The 20,133-nt window shown below is 69.8% G+C and carries 18 protein-coding genes; 6 read left to right on the plus strand and 12 right to left on the minus strand.

The window, feature by feature from the left end; genetic code table 11:
- Window positions 1–16: 16 nt before the first annotated feature.
- Window positions 17–1,069, minus strand: coding sequence for an SDR family oxidoreductase (locus ACFV6E_RS21240; RefSeq protein ID WP_385463565.1), 1,053 nt, complete (start codon window positions 1,067–1,069; stop codon window positions 17–19).
- A gap of 82 nt (window positions 1,070–1,151) precedes the next feature.
- Entirely contained in the window at window positions 1,152–1,748 is a 597-nt protein-coding gene (locus tag ACFV6E_RS21245) for a TetR/AcrR family transcriptional regulator (RefSeq protein WP_385164450.1), read from the minus strand.
- A gap of 330 nt (window positions 1,749–2,078) precedes the next feature.
- On the opposite strand from ACFV6E_RS21245, the gene ACFV6E_RS21250 reads away from it, so the two are divergent.
- The gene (locus tag ACFV6E_RS21250) at window positions 2,079–2,972 is read left to right on the plus strand and encodes a hypothetical protein (protein WP_385164447.1); all 894 of its coding nucleotides are present in this window, start codon (window positions 2,079–2,081) and stop codon (window positions 2,970–2,972) included.
- 164 nt (window positions 2,973–3,136) lie between these two features.
- The gene (locus tag ACFV6E_RS21255) at window positions 3,137–4,192 is read left to right on the plus strand and encodes a trypsin-like serine peptidase (protein WP_385463568.1); all 1,056 of its coding nucleotides are present in this window, start codon (window positions 3,137–3,139) and stop codon (window positions 4,190–4,192) included.
- A gap of 156 nt (window positions 4,193–4,348) precedes the next feature.
- Here ACFV6E_RS21255 and ACFV6E_RS21260 read toward each other — a convergent pair whose 3' ends face one another.
- The 4 genes from ACFV6E_RS21260 to ACFV6E_RS21275 all read right to left on the minus strand — a co-directional run bounded on the left by ACFV6E_RS21260 (window position 4,349) and on the right by ACFV6E_RS21275 (window position 8,726).
- Window positions 4,349–5,797 (minus strand): FAD-binding oxidoreductase, encoded by a 1,449-nt coding sequence (locus ACFV6E_RS21260; RefSeq protein WP_385164441.1) that lies wholly within the window; start codon window positions 5,795–5,797, stop codon window positions 4,349–4,351.
- Window positions 5,798–5,887: 90 nt separating this feature from the next.
- The gene (locus tag ACFV6E_RS21265) at window positions 5,888–6,790 is read right to left on the minus strand and encodes an AraC family transcriptional regulator N-terminal domain-containing protein (RefSeq protein ID WP_385164438.1); all 903 of its coding nucleotides are present in this window, start codon (window positions 6,788–6,790) and stop codon (window positions 5,888–5,890) included.
- Window positions 6,791–6,906: 116 nt separating this feature from the next.
- Window positions 6,907–7,665: an SDR family NAD(P)-dependent oxidoreductase gene (locus ACFV6E_RS21270; protein WP_385463570.1), complete on the minus strand. Its 759-nt coding sequence runs from the start codon at window positions 7,663–7,665 to the stop codon at window positions 6,907–6,909.
- A 161-nt stretch (window positions 7,666–7,826) separates the two neighbouring features.
- Entirely contained in the window at window positions 7,827–8,726 is a 900-nt protein-coding gene (locus ACFV6E_RS21275) for a LysR family transcriptional regulator (RefSeq protein WP_385164432.1), read from the minus strand.
- A 117-nt stretch (window positions 8,727–8,843) separates the two neighbouring features.
- On the opposite strand from ACFV6E_RS21275, the gene ACFV6E_RS21280 reads away from it, so the two are divergent.
- Genes ACFV6E_RS21280 through ACFV6E_RS21290 form a run of 3 tightly spaced genes read left to right on the plus strand, consistent with a single transcriptional unit; the run spans window position 8,844 to window position 13,338 of the window.
- Window positions 8,844–9,548 carry an SDR family oxidoreductase gene (locus ACFV6E_RS21280; protein ID WP_385164430.1) on the plus strand — a complete coding sequence of 235 codons (705 nt, stop codon included), beginning with the start codon at window positions 8,844–8,846 and terminating at the stop codon, window positions 9,546–9,548.
- Window positions 9,545–10,468: an NAD(P)-dependent oxidoreductase gene (locus ACFV6E_RS21285; RefSeq protein WP_385164428.1), complete on the plus strand. Its 924-nt coding sequence runs from the start codon at window positions 9,545–9,547 to the stop codon at window positions 10,466–10,468. Before ACFV6E_RS21280 ends, ACFV6E_RS21285 begins: the two co-directional genes overlap by 4 nt.
- A complete protein-coding gene (locus tag ACFV6E_RS21290; RefSeq protein WP_385463573.1) occupies window positions 10,465–13,338 on the plus strand; it encodes a BTAD domain-containing putative transcriptional regulator in 2,874 nt (957 codons plus the stop codon). Before ACFV6E_RS21285 ends, ACFV6E_RS21290 begins: the two co-directional genes overlap by 4 nt.
- A gap of 101 nt (window positions 13,339–13,439) precedes the next feature.
- Here the strand turns inward: ACFV6E_RS21290 and ACFV6E_RS21295 are convergent, their stop codons facing one another.
- From ACFV6E_RS21295 to ACFV6E_RS21310, 4 genes are all read right to left on the minus strand, one after another.
- Window positions 13,440–13,967: a sigma-70 family RNA polymerase sigma factor gene (locus tag ACFV6E_RS21295; protein WP_385164422.1), complete on the minus strand. Its 528-nt coding sequence runs from the start codon at window positions 13,965–13,967 to the stop codon at window positions 13,440–13,442.
- Between the two features lie 211 nt (window positions 13,968–14,178).
- A complete protein-coding gene (locus tag ACFV6E_RS21300) occupies window positions 14,179–14,352 on the minus strand; it encodes a hypothetical protein (RefSeq protein ID WP_385463576.1) in 174 nt (57 codons plus the stop codon).
- Window positions 14,353–14,396: 44 nt separating this feature from the next.
- Window positions 14,397–15,938 (minus strand): serine/threonine-protein kinase, encoded by a 1,542-nt coding sequence (locus ACFV6E_RS21305; protein WP_385463579.1) that lies wholly within the window; start codon window positions 15,936–15,938, stop codon window positions 14,397–14,399.
- A gap of 194 nt (window positions 15,939–16,132) precedes the next feature.
- Entirely contained in the window at window positions 16,133–16,636 is a 504-nt protein-coding gene (locus ACFV6E_RS21310) for a winged helix-turn-helix transcriptional regulator (protein ID WP_385164413.1), read from the minus strand.
- A gap of 119 nt (window positions 16,637–16,755) precedes the next feature.
- Between ACFV6E_RS21310 and ACFV6E_RS21315 the strand changes: the two genes are divergently transcribed.
- Window positions 16,756–17,598 carry an SDR family NAD(P)-dependent oxidoreductase gene (locus ACFV6E_RS21315; RefSeq protein ID WP_385463581.1) on the plus strand — a complete coding sequence of 281 codons (843 nt, stop codon included), beginning with the start codon at window positions 16,756–16,758 and terminating at the stop codon, window positions 17,596–17,598.
- A gap of 21 nt (window positions 17,599–17,619) precedes the next feature.
- Here ACFV6E_RS21315 and ACFV6E_RS21320 read toward each other — a convergent pair whose 3' ends face one another.
- Window positions 17,620–18,831 (minus strand): MFS transporter, encoded by a 1,212-nt coding sequence (locus tag ACFV6E_RS21320; protein WP_385164408.1) that lies wholly within the window; start codon window positions 18,829–18,831, stop codon window positions 17,620–17,622.
- A 300-nt stretch (window positions 18,832–19,131) separates the two neighbouring features.
- Complete coding sequence (locus ACFV6E_RS21325; protein WP_385463584.1) at window positions 19,132–20,067, minus strand: hypothetical protein; 936 nt, start codon at window positions 20,065–20,067, stop codon at window positions 19,132–19,134.
- Between the last annotated feature and the right edge of the window lie 66 nt (window positions 20,068–20,133).

Raw genomic sequence — 20,133 nt, forward strand, 5'->3', positions numbered from 1 at the left:
GTCACGGAGCTCGCGCCTACGCGGGGTCCGTGGCGGGCAGGAGGCCGAGCTCCAGGAGGCTCGCGGCGGTGGCCGCGACGGCGTCTGCGCTGCTGCGCGGGTTCCAGCCGAGCACGGTACGGGCCTTGTCGTTGCTGACGTGACGGATCGTGCCCAGGTTGGGCAGCATGCTCTTCAGCGCCGGTGTGGCCTCCGCCGCCTTGCGTACCACCTCGTCCGGGAGTTCGGTGACCGGGACCGCTCGGGCGGCGTCGCCGAGCCGGTCGCGGACGGCGAGGGCGATTGCGTGCAGGGAGACCGCGTCACCGGCGGCGGCGATGAAGCGTTCGCCCGCGGCCTGCTCGGCGGTCATGGCCCTCAGGTGCAGTTCGGCGGCGTCGCGGACATCGACGACGGCGAAGTACAGGCGGGGTGTGCCCGGCATGAGGCCGCTGAACAGGCCGGTGATCATGCTGATCGAGGAGGAGTGGTCGGCACCGACCACCGGGCCGAAGATGCCGACCGGGGCGACGGTGGCGAGCTGGAGACCGTTGCCCTCGCGCTCCACGAAGTCCCAGGCGGCCCGCTCGGCCAGCACCTTGGACTTGATGTAGGCGGGAACGTCGCTGTCCGGGTCGGTCCAGTCGGCCTCGGTGAAGGGCCGTTCGGTGGCGGGCCTGCCGTAGCCGACCGCGGCGAACGAGGAGGTGACCACGGCGCGTTCGGCGCCGGCGTCGCGGGCCGCGCGCAGTACGCGCAGCGTGCCTTCCCGGGCCGGGACGATCAGGTCGTCCTCGCGGTCGGGCTCGGCGCCCGGGAAGGGTGAGGCGGTGTGCAGGACGTAGCGGCAGCCCGCTGCCGCCTCGGCCCACCCTGCGTCCGCGGTGAGGTCGGCCTCCACGAACGTGAGCCGTCCGCCCGCCGCCACGCCCATGGCTTCGAGGTCCTCTCGGACCTGGGCCTCACGGCTGAGGGACCGTACCGTGGTGCGGACCTCGTAGCCCTCACCGAGGGCCTGGGCGATCACCCGCCCGCCCAGGAAGCCGGAACCACCGGTGACCAGGACGGTATCGCTCGATGCGTTGCTCATGGGGAAGCTCCTTTGTCTTTCCATGACGGTCCGGCCGGTCCGAGGAAGCCGGCCGGAAGAGATGACCGGAAGAGATGAAGGGTCAGCTGCCGCTGGTCAGCGCGGGCAGCAGCAGGGCGTCCATGACCGCGATGAGCTGATCGGCGTCGGCCTCCCTGCCGCTGAAGAGTTTCTCGACGAAGACGCTGCCCAGCAGGAACATCTCGGCGTGCGCCAGGGCCGGATTGCCGGGACGGATCGTGCCGCGCTCGACGTGGCGGGCCAGGATGGTGCGCAGCGCGTCGAGGTAGGGCGCGAACAGGACCTCCCGCAGTGCCCGGGCCAGCGCCGGGTCGGCCCCGACCGCCTGCCAGATCCCCAGGGTCGGGGCGCCCTGCGGGTGCGGCTCCGGCAGCAGGCGGGCCAGCGTCACCAAGTCATCGCGCAGACTGCCCGCGTCGATGGGTGGCAGGGGCGGGTACTTGCGCGCCCGCATCGCCGTGATGACCAGCTTGGGCTTGTTCTCCCACTGCCGGTACAGCGTGGCCGTGCTCGCCTTGGTGCGCCTGGCCACCTCGTCCACGGTCGCCTGCTCGTAGCCGACCTCGGCGACCAGGTCGAACGTGGCGTCGAGGATCTCGCGCTCACGCTCCTCCGTCAGCCGCTTGCGCCGGTTGGTGGTCGCTGCCTGTTTGCTCATCAGTGCCTTTCGTCTGCCCGCCGCTGTTCCGCGAGCGCCGCTTGGCGCTTGGCGCTTGGCGCTCCGAGGTTCGCTTCGAGGTTGTTTACGAAAACTCGTTTTCGACAGTACGTTTTCGATAAGGAGGATGCAAGCTGTCGACAACTGGAGGGCCGCAGGGACGAGTTGGCGTCCTCACGTGTGCGGTCGCCGAGGGACGGATTGAACCCTGCGAGGCGGCCTTGTCGTGTGAGGGGTGAGCGGGGGCGCCGCTGCGCGGCTGTTCAGCCGCGCCTCAAGGCTGCGTACCTACGCCGGCATCGAACCCTTTAACCAATTCGGGGAGTCATCATGCTTCGTTCGCGCTTCATCTCGCTGGCCACCGCCGTCATGGCGGGGACACTTCTCCTGTCGGCCTGCAACGGTGACGACGAAGCCGCGAGCGCCGCGGCGGAAGCCACCAGCGAGCTCAACTTCCAGCAGGGCACCGCTGAGAAGAACAAGGCCGACATGAGCGCCGGTGACTTCGCCGCCGCTGCCGCGCCGTCCGTCGCTGCCACGGCTCAGAAGCCGGTGATCCGCAAGTGGGTGCAGCTGAGCGCCGGCACCGCGGGCGACCTCGACCCCGTGATCGTCAACGGCAAGGGCTTCACCCTGTACAGGTTCGACAAGGACACCAGCAGCCCTTCGCGTTCCAACTGCACCGGCGCGTGTGCCACCACCTGGCCTCCGTACCTGGTGGCGCGCAACGGCAAGGTCTTCATCGACGGGATCGACAAGTCGCGGATCGGCTTCATCGAGCGGGACGGCGGCTTCCAGGTCACCGTCGGGGGCTGGCCCGTCTACCTGTTCAGCAAGGACGTCAACCCCGGTGACACCAAGGGGCAGGGCGTCGACAACGTCTGGTTCGGCGTGACGCCCGACGGAGGAAAGGCGCAGGGGGGCGGCGCCGCTGCGGGAGGGACGACGGACGACCCCTCGCAGCAGGCGTCGCCCACCTCCGACCCCGCCGACAACGTGACCCTCTTCGAGGAGACGAACTTCCTCGACGCGTCGCAGGGCGTCTCCGGTCCGGGCTGCCAGAACGTACGGTTCGACGGCTCGCTCCAGACCGGCGGGGGCTTCGTCAAGGTCTGGGACGGACCGGACTGCACGGGCACCTCGAAGTTCGTCGAGGGAGACGTCGCGGACCTGCTCGGCAGCACCGGGTTGAAGAGCGTCGAGTCGGTGCGCTTCTTCAACTGAGCCTGTCCGGTTGGTGATTGCAGCGAGGAGGCGCGAGCCCCGGCGTGCGGTGGATGTCGCCGCCGGCGGCCCGCGCCGTCCTCCCGCTTCACCACGACGCACACATGACTCGTATCTCGTACTCGTCCGGCGCGCCGGTGTGCCGCGGCAGGAGTTGGTGACACATGAGTGAGGGCAAGGGAGCCGGGCGGCGCGTCCGTACCGGCGCTGTCGCGGCCGTTCTCGTCCTGCTCGCCCTCGCGTCGAGCGGGTGCGGTGCCGACGGCGGCAAGGACGCGCTGTTCTCCAATCCGGTCGTGGCCGGCCTGTGGTCGTCGGAACGGATGGGTGAAGCGGCCGCTGAGGACATGCTCGTCAGCGATGGCATGGCGGTGGACGCGGGGAAGACGGACCCGGAGCCGGAGGCTGTCGAGGCGAGCGGCCAGCCGTCTCCGTATCTGCGGACGGCGCCCGTCGTGGGCAAGTTGTTCTTCGACTCGGACGACGGGCCGGGCGTCTGCTCCGCCACCGTCGTGGACGATCCGGCGCAGCCGGGCGCCTCCGACCTCGTCTGGACGGCCGGACACTGCGTCCACGGCGGGGCCGGCGGTGACTGGTTCAGCAACATCGTGTTCGTACCGGCGTACAACAGCGACGGGCTGACCGGCGAGGAAAGGCAGGCCGCTACCACGGAAGAGGTCGCTCCGCTCGGAGTGTGGTGGGCGGACGCGGCCAGGACCTCGCCCGAGTGGATGCGCCAGGGCCGCGACGCAAGAGGCGGCGGCGCGTCCTTCGACTACGCGGTCCTGCATGTCAGGCCGCCCAGTGGCAGCGGCTCCCTCGAGCAAGTGGTCGGGCAGGCGGTGCCTTTGTGGTTCGACGCACCGTCCGCCACGTACATTCCGGCGGTCAAGGCGTGGGGATATCCGGCTGAGGCCCCGTTCGACGGAGAGACCCTCTGGACGTGCCAGGACCGTCCCGGGCGCCTGTCCCTCGGGCCCGACTCGCCCACCATGTACCGCATCGGCTGCACGATGAACGCAGGAGCGTCGGGTGGCGGCTGGTTCGCCCAGCGGCCCGACGGAGAGCTGGCCCTGATCAGCAACACTTCGATCGGGCCTGCCGACCCGGTGTGGCTGGCAGGCCCCCGACTGAACTCGTCCGCACGTGCTCTCTATACGGCCATCAGCGAGAGCACGGCCTCCGCCTCCCCTGAGGCCTCCGCGGCCTCGCCGCAGTGAGGCGGCGGCCCACTGCTGTGCACCGGTGTCCACACCGCCGGTGCCCATCGCGTCTCCTTCGGATGCGCCACCTGGTGCGGGGCGGACGACGTCAGGTCGCCCGCCCCGCCGAGGGATACCCGCCCGGAGCCCAGGCCGGCCGCTCAGGTCATCGATTCACATCGTTACGGTGTCCGGCGCGTCGGTGGGCTGGATGTTGTGGTTGACCCTGAAGAGGTTCGCCGGGTCGTACGCCTGCTTGATGCTCAGGAGCCGGGCGTACCGCTCCGCCCCGTAAGCGTCCTGGACGCCCTCAGGGGTGGTCGCCTCCTCGGGGGTCAGGAAGTTGACCATGCCGCTGTTCTGCTTCCACCGGCGCATCCCTTCGACGACGGCGTCGGCGGCCTCGCGCATGGAGCCGGTCCGGTCCGGTGTCGCCAGCCCGAGGGCGAAGAGCTGGTACGGCAGGCCACGGCTGGGCACCGAGTCCGGAGCCGTCGGCGCCCTGTCCAGCGCGCCGCCCAACGCCCTGATCTCCACGACGGTGAGCGGAGAACCCGAGTCGGGCCCCGTCAGTTCGACGAACCGCTCCATCGCCTCCGGTGTCAGCTCGCGCAGCCCCATGCTGCGATCGACATAGGGAAGAGGCGAGAGCGGATCCATGTGAACGCTCCCCACCTCCCGGTACGGCGTCTCCCGGATCGTGTCGAGAACCGTGGGCCCGAGGACGCGCAGAGGAAACAGCAGCGCCTCCCCCTGCTCCTCGTCACCCAGGTAAGCGGCGCGGACGTGGACCAGGAATGTGCCGCGCATCGGCTCGGGCACGCCCTCCTGGTCGGGCATGCGCTGAACGGCCAGCGAGGTGGAGAAGTCGTCCGGCAGTTGTGCCGCCCACGACTGCCAGACGCGGAGTACGTCAGCGATCCGCTCACCCGGGAACCACAGCCCTCCGCCGTAGAAGCGCGAGACGGGGAAGAGCCGGATCTCGATGGCCGTCACCACGCCGAGGTTGCCTCTGCTCCCCCGCAGGGCGGAGAACAGCTCCGGGTCGGACTCGGCCGTGACCCGCCTCAGAGCGCCGCTGGCCAGCACGACATCGAGGCTGATGACGTGGTCGCTGGCGTACCCGTACTTCCTGCTGAGGACTGGGCCGTGACCACCGCCGAGGCAGAAGCCGATCGCGCCGACGGTGACGCTTGAGCCGTTCAGCGGCGCCAGGTCGTACTTGGCCACCTGATCCACCACTTCCTGCCACAGCGTCCCGCCCACGACCCGAGCGGTGCGCAGGGCGGGCGAGACGGTGACCCCTTTCATCTCGCCCAGGTTGATCAGTACCGCGTGCTCGGTGGGGCGGACGACGCTGTGGCCACCGCCGCGGACGGCCACGCCCAGTCCTCGTCGTGCCGCGAAACGTACGACGGCCTGGACGTCCGCCGCCGCGTGCGCGTTGACCACGAAGGCCGGCGTCAGCGGAGTGAGCAGGTTGTACGTTCGGCATGCCTCGTCGTAGGCGGGATCACCGGGCCAGAACAGCCGTCCCCCGACTTCGGCCGCCAGGGAAACGACATCCGGGTCGGTGGCGGTCGGGAGCGATACGGCAGGCGGAGCGTGTTTCTCTGATGACATAGCCACTACACGTTGCCCAGGCCTGATCCGGGTCACCGGTTCTCGCGACAGCCCGAAGGTGTGCGCGAAGAGGGGCGTCGCATCAGCCCGTCAGGGCAGGGCGGTGACCGGTTGTACGGGCAGTGCGCGCAGTCGGACCGCGTCCCGGCTCGGTGGTGTGCCGAACATCCGCCGGTACTCGCGACTGAACTGGGAAGGACTCTCGTATCCGACGGTGAAGCTGATACCGGTGATGTCGGACGGATGCCCGGCCAACAGCAGGCGTGCCTCTTGCAGACGGATCCGTTTCTGGAACTGGATCGGACTCAGGCCGGTCACCGCCTGGAAGTTCCGGTGGAAGGCGGACACGCTCATACTGGCGATCCGCGCGAGGTCCTCGACTCGGAACGCGGTGGCGTAGTTGTCCCGGATCCATCGCACGGCGCGGCCTATGTGGGTCAAGCCGCTGTCGGCCAGACCGAGTTGACGGATCGCCGCACCCTGCTCCCCGCGCAGCAGATGCCAGAGAATTTCGCGTTTGACCATCGGGGCGAGGATCTTACGGTCAGCCGGTCTGTCGAGCAGACGCAGCAGCCGCACGATCGCGTCCGACAAGTCCGCGGGGGCTCGGGTGACAGCGATGCCGGCCGGTACGGCGGACGGCACCGGCGGGGGCAGGTCGTCGGGGTCGGCGTCCAGCAGCAGCGCCGCGATGTCGGCGGGCTCCAGAGTCATCCCGAAGCCGAGAGTGGGCGTGCCCGTGTCGACCACCTGTCCGGTGACCGGGAGGTCGACGGAGGTGACCAAGTACTGGCCCGGCCGGTACTCGTACAGCCGCTCGCCCAGGGCGAGACGCTTGCCGCCCTGGGCGATGACCGCGAGCACGGTTCCCGACATGCCTGCCGTGGGTGCGGCCGAGTGCGCGAACCGGCATGCCTGGACACCGTCGATCGCCGTGGTCATGCCGGGACGCGCATGCCGGTCGATCAGCCGGCGCATCTCCTCCAGGGACATGGGGTCAGTCTCGCACCTTCCGACTGCCGCGAGGCGGCGCACGGCCAGAGCGTGTGAGCCGACGGGCGGCCGGCGGGCGTGCGGCCGCCGACACGTGGTCGGCGGGCGTACGGCGGTCAGAGGTTCTGGCCGCCCGAGACCTCGATGTTCTGTCCGGTGATCCACCGTCCCTCCTCGGACGTCAGCATGGCGATGACCATGCCGATGTCGTCCGGCTCGCCGACACGGCCGAGCGCGAAGGTCCGGGCGAGTTCCGGGATGATCTCCGGGTTCTTGCCGAAGGCGTCATCGGCGAAGCGGGTACGGGTCGCACCCGGGGCGACGGAGTTCACGCGGATCCCGCGGGTGCTGAACTCTTTGGCCATGTAGCGGGTCAGCACGACCACGGCGCCTTTGAGTGCCGCGTAGACGGAGTATCCGGGCGCGGTCACGTGCGGCGACGCCGAGTTGCTGGTCAGGTTGACGACGGTGCCGCCGTCGGCGAGCAGCGGCAGCAGGCTCTGGGTGAGGAAGAACGGCCCCTTGAACAGGCCGTCGGTGAGCCGGTCGAATTCCGGCTCGCCGGTGTCCTCGATCATCGCCGTCCCGGCGAAGCCCGCGTTGTTGACCAGGTGGTCGAACGACTCGCGCCGGAAGGTCTCCGTCAGGACGCGCGCCACGGCTTCGCGGAAGGCCGGGAAGCCGGCGGTGTCACCGATGTCCAGGGGAAGTGCCACGGCTGTGCCGCCCGACTGCTCGATCCGCGCGACGGTGTCTTTGGCACCCTGTTCATTGGAGCTGTAGGTCAGGATGACGCCCACCCCGCGCTCGGCGAGCAGGACGGCCGTGCTCTGGCCGATGCCGGAGCTGGCGCCGGTGATGACGGCTGTCTTCATGTGTGCCTCCCGCACATAACGGGGCCTCGAAAGCCCCGTCGGATATGTGCTTCCAAGGCAATCGCTCCCCCGCTTCGGGCGACAGCAGGTTTCTCCCGAGTCCTTGCCTGATCCTGCCGCGACGGTATGCGCCGGCAGTGACGCCACGGTTCCCGGCCGGTTCAGAACGTGCCGTCGTCGCGTGTGTAGTTGGAGCTGAGGTCGAGCAGGGCGGAGACGGCGGGACTCGGGGGCCGTCCTGCTCGGACCGCGAACGACAGCGCGATCGTGGGCGCGGGTCCGGCCAGCGGCTTGACCACGACGCCCGTCATGTCCCCGGCGTCGTAGCGGGGTACGACGGCCGCGCCGCCGATGGCCCGTACGTACGAGGCAGCCGTCGCGATGTCGGTGATCTCCACCGACACGCGGCGGGTGAGGCCGAGGTCTCCGAAGGCCCGGTCCATGGCGGTGCGGGTGCCGAAGCCGCTCGCCGCCTCGACGAAGTTTTCGTCGGCGAGGTCCTCCAGGACGATGCGCTCCCGCCGCGCCAGTGGGTGGTCGGCGGGCAGGATGACCACGTACGCGACGGTCGCGAACTGCCGCAGGTCCAGGTCATGGGCTTCGGTGGAGTTCAGGGCAACGACGCCGACGTCCAGCCGGCCACGGCGCACGTCCTCGGCGATGCCGCCGGCTCCGCTGCTCGACACCTGGATCTGTATGTCGACCAGGGGATGACGCTGCCGGAACGCCCCGACCAGGCGTGGCAGGTCGAGAGCCGTGATGCGGGTCATCGTGCCGATCCGCAGACTGCCCCGCAGGCTCTTCGACGCTTCGCCGACGACCTCCCTGGCGCGCTCCGCAGCCTCGACGACAGCCTTGGCCTCCGGCAGGAAGACCGTTCCCGCCGCGGACAGGGCCACCGACCTGGTCGACCGCTCGAAAAGCGACACCTGTAGCTCTTCCTCCAGGGCGCGGACGGCCGCCGACACGGTCGACTGCGCGGCGAAGAGACGTGCGGCGGCGCGGGTGAAACTCAGTTCTTCGGCCACGGTGACGAAATAGCGTAATTGCCGTAATTCCATTGATGAATGATCGCTATCTCCGATAACACCTGTCAATAATTTTCGCTGGACTCGATAGAGGTTCGGCAGCAACCTGAACAGCGATCCCGCTTACTGCTCCTCACCGAGAGGGTTGTCATGGTGAACCAGGTCCTGATCGTCGGCGGAACCGCCGGAATAGGCCGCGCGCTGGCTGCCGCGTACGCACGGCGTGGCGCGTCCGTGGTGATCGCCGGCCGCGACAGTGCGCGCGCCGAGAAGGTGGCCGCGGAACTTGCCTCCGACGCCGATGCCGCTTCCGTGCGCGGTATCGCGGTCGATCTTTCCAGGCCCGACGAGATCGCGGAAGCGCTGCGCGACATCGACCACGTGGACTCGGTCGTCCTGTCCGGAATGCGGCGCGACAGCAACACCGTCGAGAACTACGACATCGATGGAGCGACGGAGTTGGCCGTGTCCAAGATCGTCGGCTACACGACGGTCGTCCACGCGCTGCGGACGCGCATCTCCCCCGCCGGCTCGGTGCTGCTCTACGGCGGCATGGCCAAGGACGCGCCCTACCCCGGTTCCACGACGGTCTCCGCGGTGAACGCCGGTGTGGTGGGGCTGGTGGCGACCCTGGCCAGGGAACTGGCGCCGATCCGGGTCAACGCCATCCACCCCGGCGCCGTCGGCGACAGCCCCTTCTGGTCCGGGAAGACGCAGTTCCTCGAAGTGGCCCGCCAACGGACACTGACCGGTGTGCTGCCCACCATGCAGGACATCGTCGACGGCTCCCGCTTCCTGCTGGAGAACCCGGCGGCGAACGGCGTCAACCTCAGCCTCACCGGCGGCCAGGCATGACGGACGCCCTGCCCACCGTGGCCGTCGTCGGCATCGGCCGCCTCAGCCGTCCCATGGTGGTGCGCCTGCGCAGGGCAGGGCACGGCGTCACGGTGACAAACCGGACCCGGGAACGGGCGTTCAGTGTCGCCGACGAGACGGGCGCCCAGGTGGCCGACTGCCCGCGAGAGGCGGCCGCGTCGGCCGACATCGTCATCGTCTCCCTGTCCGACGACGCTGCGGTGCGCGAGGTCTACGGCGGGCCGGACGGTCTCCTGGCCGGACTGCGCCCGGGAACGACGGTCCTGGAGACCAGCACCATCGCTCCCCGGACGGTGACGTCCCTGGTGCCCCGTGTGCTGGAGCGGGGGGCGGTTCTGCTCGACACACCGGTCTCCGGATCGGTCGAGCTGGCCGCACGGGGCGAACTCACCGTGCTGGCCGGTGGCCCCAAGAGGGCGCTCGACCAGGTGCGTCCGGTCATCGACGTCCTGGCCACCCGCGTTCTCCATTTCGGCGACTCCGGACGGGGCAGCGTCATGAAGCTGGCGGTCAACTCACTGCTGCTGTCCCTGGGCACGGCCCTCGCCGAGTCACTGGTACTGGCGGAGCGCGCCGGCATCGACCGGGAGGCCGCCTACGACGCCTTCACCCAGAGCGCCGCCGCGGCCCCCTTCGTCCTCTACAACAAGGACAACTTCGTACGGCCGCAGGAAGCCGGCATCCACATGACACTGGCCCTGGTCGCCAAGGACCTCACCCTGGTGAACGCGCTGGCGTCGTCCGTGGGGGCACCCATGGCCCAGCTGGAGACGAACCGCGGGCTGATCGACCAGGCGCTGGCCGCGGGTCTGGGGGAACGCGACGGCTCCGTGCTGGCCGAGTTCCTGCGGCACACCGCGGCGGCGCAGGCGAGCCGGCGGATCGGGGTGCGAGAATGAAGTCAGGTCCGGCGTCCGCCGAGGAGAACTCGCTGCGCCTTGCGATCCTCGGGCCCCTGAGGGTCTGGCGTCAGGGAGCGGAGCTGCACCTGGGGCCTCCGAAGCAGCAGAGCGTACTGGCGTTGCTGCTGGTCCAGGCAGGCCAGCCCGTGCCGCTGCATCATCTCGTCGACAGCTTATGGGGCGACGATCCACCTGAGCGGGCGGTCAACGTGGTGCACCGGCATGTGGGGGCTCTGCGGCGGCTCCTCGAACCCGGGCTGACGCAGCGGAGCGATGCTCATGTGCTCGTCCGGGCGGCCGGCGGATACCGGCTGGACGTCGGGGAGGACGCGGTCGATCTCCTCCGGTTCCGCAGGCTGCGCGACGCGGGCCAGGAAGCGGTGGAGAGCGACCGGCCGGGGGAAGCGGCCGACCTGTTGCTCCAGGCACTGTCACTGCGGCGCGGCCCGACGGCGGCCAGTCTGCCGCCGGGCCTCCGGTCGCACACCGACTTCGCCGGAGTCGACGCGGAGTTCTTACGTGCCGCTCAGGCCGCCGCCGCGGCCGCCCTCGCCTCCGGGCGGACCGAGCAGGCGCTTCCGCTGCTCAGGCAGGCCGCTCAGGAGGACTCGCTCAACGAAGCCCTCCAGGCCGGATTCATCCGTGTGCTGGCCGCGGAGGGGTTCACCGCCCAGGCCCTGGAGCAGTTCCAGCGCATCCGCACGCGGCTGGCGGACGAACTCGGTGTCGATCCCGGTCCCGAACTGCGTGCCGCGCAGGCCCATGTCCTGCGCGGCACGGCCTCCCCTGCCGACGACACGCCTCCGGCCACCTCGGCGGCCCCGGCTCACGGCGACAGGAGCCCTGCCCTGGTACGGCCCGCACAACTGCCCGCGGATCTACGTGTGTTCACCGGTCGGCGCGAGGAGATCGAGCACTTGGACTCCCTGCTGACGGCCGGCACCCACACAGCCGTCACGATCGGCGGCACTCCGGGCGTGGGGAAGACCACTCTGGCCCTGCACTGGGCCCATCGCACCGCCCGCCGATTCCCTGACGGGCAGCTCTACATCAACCTCCGCGGGTACGACCCGGCGGGCGATCCGCTCACCCCGTCGATGGCGATCTGCTACTTCCTCGAATCGCTCGGCATCCCGAGCGAGCGCATCCCGTCCGGCCTCGACAGCCAGACGGCGCTGTACCGCAGTGTGCTGGCACGGCGCCGATGCCTGATCGTCCTCGACAACGCGCGCAACGCGGAACAGGTCCGCCCGCTCCTGCCGGGCAATCCGGCCTGCTTCACGGTCGTCACCAGCCGCGAACAGCTCACCGGCCTCGTCGCCTCGGCCGGGGCGAGTCTGCTGAACGTCGACGTCCTGACGGTCGCCGACGCCTTCGACTTCCTCACCAGAAGACTCGGCAGAGCCCGTGTCGAACGCTCCCGTGAAGCGGCGCTCGCGATCGTCGAGCACTGCGGCCGGCTGCCACTCACCCTCGCCATCGTCTGCGCACGCGCCGGGAGCCGCCCGACCGCCCCGCTGGCCGACATCGCCTCCGAACTCGAACGAAGTCGTGACAGCCTCCAGGCCTTCACGCTGAGCGGCGCGAGCGACCCCGTCACGGACACCCGTTCCGTCTTCTCCTGGTCCTACCGTGCCCTCACCGGACACGCGGCCGACGCGTTCCGCCGGCTGTGGCTGAGCCCGTCCCACACCGTGTCGCTCCAGGCCGCGGCCAGCCTCACCGGCCTGCCGATGAGGAGGACCCGGCAGGTCATGTCGGAGCTGCACCGTGCCAGCCTCTGGATCGAGTACAGGTCCGGCCACTACAGCACCCATGAACTGCTCAAGAAGTTCAGCCAGGAGCTGTCCCGTGCCGAGGACGCGGAGGGGGTCGTCGAGGGTGCCCGGCAGCGGCTCTACGACCACTACCTGCACACCGCGCACAACGCTTCCAGCGCCATCAACACACACCGGGAGCACCCGACGCTCCCCGCGGCGGCACCCGGAACCCAGGTCATGACGTTCGCGGGCAACGCATACGCGGCCGACTGGCTGCATCACGAGATGCCCGCCCTGCACGCCATCGCCGTCCGCGACGCGGACAACGGCGCGGGCGTACGGCCCTGGCGGCTGGCGGCGGTGCTCGAGCTGATCCTCGACCGCAGCGGACGCCGTCAGGAACAGACAGAGATCCAGAGTGCGGCACTTCTCGCGGCACAGCGCGCGGGCGATACGCGAGGACAGGCGCAGATGCACAGATCACTCGGGTTCGCCCTGGGCCGCACGGGACAGCGCGCCCAGGCGGCGAACCATCTCGGGAAGGCTCTGGAATTCTTCTCCGAGGAGGGCGATCTTCTGGGGGAGGCGCTGTCTCACCGTTACATGGCTTTCCTCAAGAACGCGGGGGAAGCGCATGGGGAGGCGCTGACGCACTATGAAGCCGCCCTGGCCCTGTACCGCAAGGCACATCACGAGATCGGCATCGCATCCGTCACCAACGAGGTCGGCTGGACACGAATCCTCATGCGGGATTACGAAGGCGCGGTGGAACACTGCCGCCAAGCTGTCCAGATCGCTCACAGAATCGGCAATCTCAATGTAGAGGCGGCCTCCTGGGACAGTCTGGGCGTCGCCCATCACCGCCTGGGGCGGGAGCCGGAAGCTTTGCGGGCGCTTCATCGGGCCCTGGGGCACTATCGCTCCCTGAACGATGCGTATTTGATCGCCGACACACTCGTGCACATCGGCAACGTCCACTCCCCCGCATCTCCTGACAAGGCGCGTCAGTCGTGGACCGAGGCGTTGGCAATCCTCGACTCGCTCGGCCACCCCGAGGGCGATCTGATCCGGGAACGTCTGAAGGACGTCGACGGCGGTCCGCGGTGAGAAGAACAATGGGATGAGAAAGGCGCGGCTCCCGGGCCGCCGGTCCTGGCGAGGCGCCGCCGTGCCGGCGCCTCGCCCTCTCACGGATCGGTCCGGTCAGGTCAGGCGCGTGAGGAGTACTGCCTGCGCAGCCCCCGAATCGCGTAATAATGGCGTGACTTCACGGTGCCTGACGGTACGTCGAGCAGGACCGAGGCCTCGTTCATCGTGCGGCCGCAGAGGTAGACGAGCGCAAGCACCTCCTGGTGCTCCCTGGACAGACGGCGCAGCTTGGAGACCACGTCCAGGGAGTTCAGGACCGCTTCGGTCTGGTCCGGCAGCGTGGTGTCGGGGCTGTAGCTGGTCACCGTCTCGTGCCGGGCATAGGCACTGCGCATGCGGTCGACGATGAGGTTCCTGGTCACTTTGAGCAGCCAGCCGCGGACCGACCCCTCTTGGTGGCGCAGCCGGTCGGCGTGGCGCCATGCCCTGATGAACGTCTCCTGGACGATGTCCTCCGCGAGGTGGTGATCCGTCAGGAACTTCCGTGCGTAGGCGAGCACTGCAGCCCGATGCTGTTCCACCAGCTCATTCACACTCTCCGAGCCGGACGGGAGTGCACTTTCTTCGATGCCCGCAAGCAGCGTCATAATCTGAGGGTCCTGCTTCTGTTTCGTACCGGCGGCCTGTCCAGAAAGGGCGGGGACTGACTGGCCATGAACCGTCGGCTTCTCGGTTTCGGAGCGCCGAGCGTAAGCCGGACCCAGTGCCGAAACAGTGACGGCGAACTACACGACCGGCGGGCGCTCTGTTCGGGCCCGGCGCTCCTTCACCTACCAGATATCAGTCCCTCTCAGCCTTTCAGACGAGCCCTGCGCACACCCCGAAGGAGAGGATGAAAGCCGACTGGAAAGTGAGGTCGGACGCGACGCCTGTGGCCAGCGAGAGTGCCAGCACCGCCAGCAGAAGGACCATTCCCACATACCCGATCACGGCACTCTTCGGGCGTTTTCCGTCACTACGTCGTGCAGACATCGATGCACCTTCGCTTTCGGGACTTGAGTGGTGGTGTCCGACGTCTAGTGGCACGTCACCGAAAAGGGCACCTTGTTCGAGAAACTTTCTTCGGAGCCCTTGACCTGCACGCCGATCTCGCTGGCGAGGATCCCTGCTTTCGCGTAGCCGGTCAGGCGTACGGCTTCTCGTTTCGTCTGATCGCCGCCGCGGGGAAACGCGAGGGCACGCCACTGCCGGTCGACCACCGAACCGTCCTCCGTCACCCACCGGTAGGTGATCCGGGCCGGTGTCCGGTCCACCGTGAACGTCGCCGTGAAGGTCGGGGCTTCTTCGGCGGACGCAGGGCAGTGGCCCACGTAGGTGGTGTTCTCACCTGCCACCGTGACACGCACCGCCGGCGACGTGGCGGCGGCATCCTCCCCGGTGCTCGCGGAGGATGCCGGGTCACTCGGAGTCGCCGCCTGGTCGGCTCTCGGTCCCTCATGGCTCCGGCCGACCCATGCGTACGTCAGTCCGGCGACGACCAGCGCGCACGCCATGGCGGCGGCCACGACGACGCCACGCTTGGTGCGGTGCTGCCGAGGGGGCGCGGGCTGAGCGGAGAACGTGCCCGGCCCGGTCGGCGTGGCTGCGGGAAGTGTGCCCGGCCCGGCCGTCGGTGCCGCGGAGAATGTGCCCGGCCCGGCCGTCGGTGCCACGAAGGTGCCGATCGTGGGCACCGCCACGGTGGCGGGATGGATGAGCGGGGGCATGCCTCCCGCGGCGATCAGCCGCAGGTACTCCTCCGCGAGTTCAGCGGGCAGGCGTTCGGCGGGCTCTTTGCGCAGGAGTTCAACGATCACCGCAGTGAGCGGACCCGCGCGGCGCGGCGCCGGAAGCTGCTCTTCGACGACAGCGCGCAGGGTGCCGAACGCGGTGTCCCGCCGGAAGGGAGGGGCGCCTTCCACGGACGCGTACAGCAGAGCCCCGAGCGACCAGAGGTCGGACGCCGGGCCCGGAGTCCGCCCGAGCGCACGCTCGGGCGGCAGATACTCGGGAGAGCCCACCACCTGGCCGGCCATGGTCAGAGAGGAATCGCCCTCGACCGTGGCAATGCCGAAGTCGGTGAGGACCACCCTGCCGTCGTGGGAGAGGAGCACATTCGCGGGCTTCACATCGCGGTGCAGTACTCCCACCGCGTGTGCCGCGCGCAAGGCGGACAGGACCTTCACACCGATCTGCGCCACCCGCCGCGCGGGCAGCGGTCCCTCGTCACGCAGCAGGTCTTCCAGCGAGCGCCCGCGTACGAGTTCCATCACGATCCACGGGCGGCCGTCGTCATGGGCGACGTCGTGCACCGTCACCACGTGGGGGCTGACTATCCGGGCGGCGGCCCATGCCTCACGCTCGAGCCGCTTGTACAGCCGCTCGGTTTCCACGGACGCAGCCGCCGGTCCTGTCGGTGCCCGTACCTCCTTGACCGCGACCTCACGGTGCAGCGTCTCGTCCCACGCCCGCCACACCGTCCCCATACCGCCCTCGCCGAGGAGGGACAGCAGCCGGTACCGGCCCACTACCTTCCGCTCCTGGTCACGTGGCACATGGGCAGCCTCCTTGTTGTGCATCCCGGCGGTTCTCTCTTCCCTCGCGTCACTCGGTCAGGCACGGGTCAGGCAGCCGCGGGCACATGGACCGGGTCGCTGAACACACCGCTGGGCCGGATGTCCGGGAGCCGCCGCCAGCACCTACACGTAGCGGACGGGAGGGAAGGTTCACTTGGCTCGGCGGGAAGCAGACACACGCCGGGCCCGACCCGGGCTCAGGGTCGTCGCTGCCGGTCCGGTCCGGCATAGCGCGCCCGCATCGTCTCGCCCGCGGCCGGTCCGGCGGTGAAGACGTAGGCAGCGCTGTCGTCGAGGCTCTTCCCGGTACGGGCGTCGACCACGACCGGCTCGACCTCCTCACCGGTCTCGGCGTCGACGAGGATCATCGACCGTTCCTGCGGGGCGAGTTGCCGATTGCCCCAGGCGGCAAGGGAGACGATAACGGGTCGCAGGGAGTGCCCTCGCTCGGTGAGGACGTACTCGTGGCGCACGGGGTTCGTCCGGTAGGGCCGCCGTTCCAGCAGGCCGTCGGCGACCAGGGTCTTCAGCCGCGAGGTGAGCATGCTGGTGGAGATGCCCAGGCTCTGCTGGAACTGGTCGAAGCGCGTATAGCCGTCGAAGGCGTCATGGAGGATCAGCAGCGTCCACCATTCGCCGACGTGCCGCACGGTGGTCGACAGCGGACACTCCCGGTCCTCCAGCCGGATCCGGCTCGGCATGGCACCCTCCAGAGTCACTGCTAAAGTGAAAGTTACTTACTTCTATTTTAGCAGTCACCGTAGGCCTGCCACCGTTTCCGTCGGGCCGCCCACCCCCTGGATCGTGATCGCGAGGAAGCATGAAGACCTGGTTCATCACCGGCGGTACCCCGGGTGGTTTCGGCCCGGCCTACGCCGACATCGCCCTTGAACGCGGCGACAACGTCGTCCTCACCGCGCGCCGCCCGCATCTGCTCGCCGACTGGGCCCGTGACCACGGCGACCGAGCGCTCGTCCTGCCGCTCGACGTCACCGACACCCGGCAGATACGAGAGGCCGTCCAGGCCGCCGAGGAGCGCTTCGAGGGCATCGACGTCCTGGTCAACAACGCGGGCCGGGGCTGGTACGGCTCCGTCGAAGGCACGTCCGACACTGATGTCCGCCGGTCCTTCGAACTCAACTTCTTCTCCGTCACCGAACTTCTGCGCGCCGTCCTCCCCGGCATGCGCGCCCGCGGCAGCGGATGGATCGTCAACATGTCCTCGGTCGCCGGCCTGCGGGGCGTGCCCGGCTTCGGCTACTACAGCGCCGCGAAGTTCGCCGTCGAGGGCCTCACCGAGGCGCTGCGGCACGAGGTGGCCCCCTTCGGCATCAACGTCCTGGCCGTCGAACCCGGCGCCTTCCGCACCCGCGCGTACTCCGGCTTCGCCGACGAGCCCGTGTCCGAGACGGTCGACGCCTATCTGCCGTTCGTCGAGTCCGTACGTGCCTCCATGGTCGGTCAGGACGGCCGGCAGCCCGGCGACCCCTGCCGCGGAGTGCGGACCGTCATGGACGCCATGGATCAGGACGAGCCTCCCCACCGGCTGGTGCTGGGCGCGGCCGGTTACGACGCCGTCCACCGCCAGTTGGAAGGCATGTCCGAAGAGCTGCACCGCTACGAAGCCGCGTCACGCAGCGCGGACTTCCCTCCCGCACCGTAACCGCGGCGGCAACGTCATCCGTCACGATCCGCTCGGCGCCGACGCCTTCGGCACGCCCGGTGCCGTTGTCCGCAGACCGCCGAGCGCCAGGACCGTCATCACCACCGCGGCCCCCGCCGCCACACCGAAACCGCCGTGAGCTCCGCCCCCGTCCACCACCCGCCCCGCGACCGCCGCGGCGCCCGCTGATCCCGCGGCGCTCGCGGAGCCGGTCCAGGTGAACGCCTGGGTGAGGACGGCGCGCGGGACCGACGACTCGGTGAGGACGGAGGCGAGGATCAGCAGGACCGGCACGGCGAGTCCGGTCAGGGCGAGGGTGGCGCCGACCGCGAGGGGCGTGTCGAGGAAGGTCAGCGGGAGGCTCGCGAGGGCGAGGCAGGCGGCGGCCACGGCCTGACGGCGCCGGGGGCGGCCGCCATGGCGCCACGCCCCGTAGGCCCAGCCGCCGACCAGGTTGGTGCAGTTGGAGGCGAGATAGAGCAGCGCTGCCGCGTCCGGCGTACCGCGTTGGACGGCGTACGCGGCAACGGACACCTGCATCGCACCGAAGAACATCCCGAGCGCGAGGCCGAGCGCGACCTGCCGCAGGAATGCGGAGCGCAGCAGGGCGCGTCCGGCGTGCCGGCGTTCGGCATGGCCGGTGAGGGGCGGCACGGTGCGGTGCTGGACGGCGAGGGCGAGTCCGCCGCCGACGACGAGCCCGGCGGCGAGCAGCACCCCGGCGCTGGGATGGCCCGCTGCCCCGAGGACGCTCACCAGGGCAGGCCCGGCCAGGTAGGACACGCCGTTGGCGAGGGCCTCCAGGGCGAAGGCGGTGGGCAGCGCGGCAGCCCGTCCGCCGGACAGCAGCGCCGCCCAGCGAGCGGCGGACAGGGCACTGAGCTGGGGCAGTGTCGCCCCGACGAGCACACCGGCGAGCAGGTCCGCGACGGCTCCGGTGAGCAGCAGTGCCACGGCCCCGGCATGGGCGCCCAGCGCGCAGTAAAGCACCCGCGTCTGCCCGAACCGGTCGACGAGGCGACCGATCTGAGGCCCGGCCACGGCGTCCGCGACGGCGAATCCGCCGGTGACGAGACCCGCGGCGGCGTACGACCCGGTGCGTGCGTGCACCAGCCAGACGATGCCGATCCCCGTCATGGCGAGGCCCACCCGCCCGGCCACGGAGGGAAGGAAGAAGGCCACGGCACCCGAAGTGCGCAGCACAGTACGGTAGTTCGCCGACGCCGAAGGCACGACGCATCCCTTTCACCGCCCGGCGGGACGCGCCGCACGAGGCCGTCGGCGTCCGGATGTGCCGACCCGTGGCTGCGCCTGGAGCCGTCCAGTGGTGGCGTGGAACGGGGACGCGCGCCCCACGCCGACTCCATCACCGAGCAGACGTCATATGGAAATTGATGACTGCCCAGAGCCTAGAGGAACGGGGCGCAGAAACGAACACGGCAGCGGTTGTCCTGAACAGACATGGGAGCAGTTGTCCTGAACAGTCGAGCGTCGCCCTGCCCCTCCCGTTGCGCATCACGGCGCAGCGCCTGGTCAGTTGAGGTTGCCCTCCATACCGCTGTAGATCTCGGTGGCCTCGCAGAAGCCGAGTCCGAGGTGTTCGGCCACGCCCATCGCCTCGTCGATCTTCTGCGCATCGAGCGCGTCGCACGTCAACTCGGGGCGGTGGGCCGCCAGGTGAGCGCGGGCGCCGGCCACGGCGTCGGTGGGCACCAGACCGCCGACCGTGTAGTTGCCGGTGATCGTGGCCGGCGGGTCGGGCCAGTCCAGGGCCGGGAACTCCTCGCGCAGAAGACCGGTCAGCGGCGTGGGCGCGGTGAATCCCTCCGCGCGGAGCCCGGCCTCCTCGCACAGGCGGGTCGGCCACGTGCAGCCCCTCGACATCCACCCCGGCAGCAGAGCGGCGGCGAACTCCACCACGCAGTACGGGACTTCCCGCATGAGCAGCCGGGCCGCGTCGAACTCCCTGCCGTCGGAGCGGCGGACGTGACGCTCACCGCGTCGCAGCGCGACGGCCGCCCCGCGCAGCATGCGCAGCGGCATGGCGAACCCCGCCGCGAGCACGTCGTCTTCGGGCAGATGTCCGTCTTCGTCGGGCTCGATCCGCCCGGCGAGTGCCGGGTCGAGCCGACCGACCATCTCGGCCGCGATGGCATCCACGTCGTCGAGGGTTGCCGCGAGGTAGCGCCGCACATCCTCGGCCAGCCGGTCGAGGCCGTCCCCGACGATGAAGAACGGCCGTCCCCATACGTGCAGCCGCGCTTCGAAGGGAACCCCGTCGTGATCGAGCGCGTACTCCTGCGCGCCCAGCGCCCATGCCTTGGCCCGGAAGCGGACCGCGCGCATCTCGACGGCCCGCGCGATCAGGTCGTCGATGCCGTCGTCCTCGCCGTGGCCGGCCAGGAACGGCAGCAGCCGCTTCTCGACGAGCGGCAGGTCAACAGGGTGGAAGCTCGTATCGAAACCCATGCCCGGAACAGTAACCTGCGATACGCGACGGCAGACCGGCCCGGGGGCAGGCCACGGTCCGACGCA

The sequence above is a fragment of the Streptomyces sp. NPDC059785 genome (assembly GCF_042732375.1).
Taxonomy (GTDB): domain Bacteria; phylum Actinomycetota; class Actinomycetes; order Streptomycetales; family Streptomycetaceae; genus Streptomyces.